We start from the raw sequence: 1925 nt of genomic DNA on the forward strand, positions 1-1925 counted from the left end.
TCTGATACTGACTCAGAAATTGATTCACTTACTGATTCAGAAACTGATTCAGAGATTGACTCGCTTACTGATTCTGATACAGATTCAGAAATTGACTCGCTTACTGATTCTGAGATTGATTCAGATACTGATTCGCTTACTGATTCTGATACTGATTCAGAAATTGACTCGCTTACTGATTCTGAGATTGATTCGCTTACTGATTCAGATACTGATTCGCTTACTGATTCTGATACTGATTCAGAAATTGACTCGCTTACTGATTCTGAGATTGATTCAGATACTGATTCGCTTACTGATTCAGAAATTGATTCAGAGACTGATTCGCTTACTGATTCTGATACTGACTCTGAAATTGACTCGCTTACTGATTCTGATACAGATTCAGATACTGATTCGCTTACTGATTCAGATACTGATTCAGAAATTGATTCACTTACTGATTCTGATACTGATTCAGAACCTGATTCACTTACTGACTCTGATACAGATTCAGAAATTGATTCGCTTACTGATTCTGATACTGAGTCAGAAATTGATTCGCTTACTGATTCTGATACTGAGTCAGAAATTGATTCGCTTACTGATTCTGATACTGAGTCAGAAATTGATTCGCTTACTGATTCTGATACTGAGTCAGAAATTGATTCGCTTACTGATTCTGATACTGAGTCAGAAATTGATTCGCTTACTGATTCTGATACTGATTCAGAAATTGATTCGCTTACTGATTCTGATACTGACTCAGAAACTGATTCTGATACTGATTCGCTTACTGATTCTGAGACTGATTCAGAAACTGATTCGCTTACTGAGTCTGATACTGATTCAGAAATTGATTCGCTTACTGATTCTGATACTGAGTCAGAAATTGATTCGCTTACTGATTCTGATACTGAGTCAGAAATTGATTCGCTTACTGATTCTGATACTGAGTCAGAAATTGATTCGCTTACTGATTCTGATACTGAGTCAGAAATTGATTCGCTTACTGATTCTGATACTGAGTCAGAAATTGATTCGCTTACTGATTCTGATACTGAGTCAGAAATTGATTCGCTTACTGATTCTGATACTGATTCAGAAATTGACTCAGAGACTGACTCAGATACTGATTCAGAGATTGATTCACTTACTGACTCAGATACGGATTCGCTTACTGACTCTGATACTGACTCAGAAATTGATTCACTTACTGATTCTGATACTGATTCTGACATTGATTCGCTTACTGATTCTGATACTGATTCAGACATTGACTCAGAGACTGACTCAGATACTGATTCAGAGATTGATTCACTTACTGACTCAGATACGGAGTCGCTTACTGACTCTGATACTGACTCAGAAATTGAGTCACTTACTGATTCTGATACTGATTCTGAAATTGATTCGCTTACTGATTCTGATACTGATTCAGAAACTGATTCGCTTACTGATTCTGAAACTGACTCTGAAATTGACTCGCTTACTGATTCAGAAACTGATTCGCTTACTGATTCTGATACTGACTCAGACATTGATTCGCTTACTGATTCTGATACTGATTCAGACACTGAGTCACTTACTGATTCAGACACTGACTCAGATACTGATTCACTTACTGATTCAGAGATTGATTCGCTTACTGATTCTGATACAGATTCAGACACTGATTCACTTACTGATTCAGAGACTGACTCAGATACTGATTCGCTTACTGATTCTGATACTGATTCAGACACTGAGTCACTTACTGATTCAGACACTGACTCAGATACTGATTCGCTTACTGATTCTGATACTGACTCAGAAATTGATTCGCTTACTGATTCTGATACTGATTCAGACACTGATTCACTTACTGATTCAGACACTGACTCAGATACTGATTCGCTTACTGACTCAGAAATTGATTCGCTCACTGATTCTGATACTGATTCAGA

The 1925-nt window shown here is 37.1% G+C and carries 1 protein-coding gene; it reads right to left on the reverse strand.

Annotated elements, in window-relative coordinates; translation table 11 throughout:
- Positions 1-1904: DUF445 family protein (locus tag AB2B50_RS09755; protein WP_414169920.1), on the reverse strand; the 1904-nt coding region annotated here is incomplete at its 3' end.
- Between the last annotated feature and the right edge of the window lie 21 nt (positions 1905-1925).

This window comes from Streptococcus fermentans, assembly GCF_040888305.1.
GTDB classification, from domain to species: Bacteria; Bacillota; Bacilli; order Lactobacillales; family Streptococcaceae; genus Streptococcus; species Streptococcus fermentans.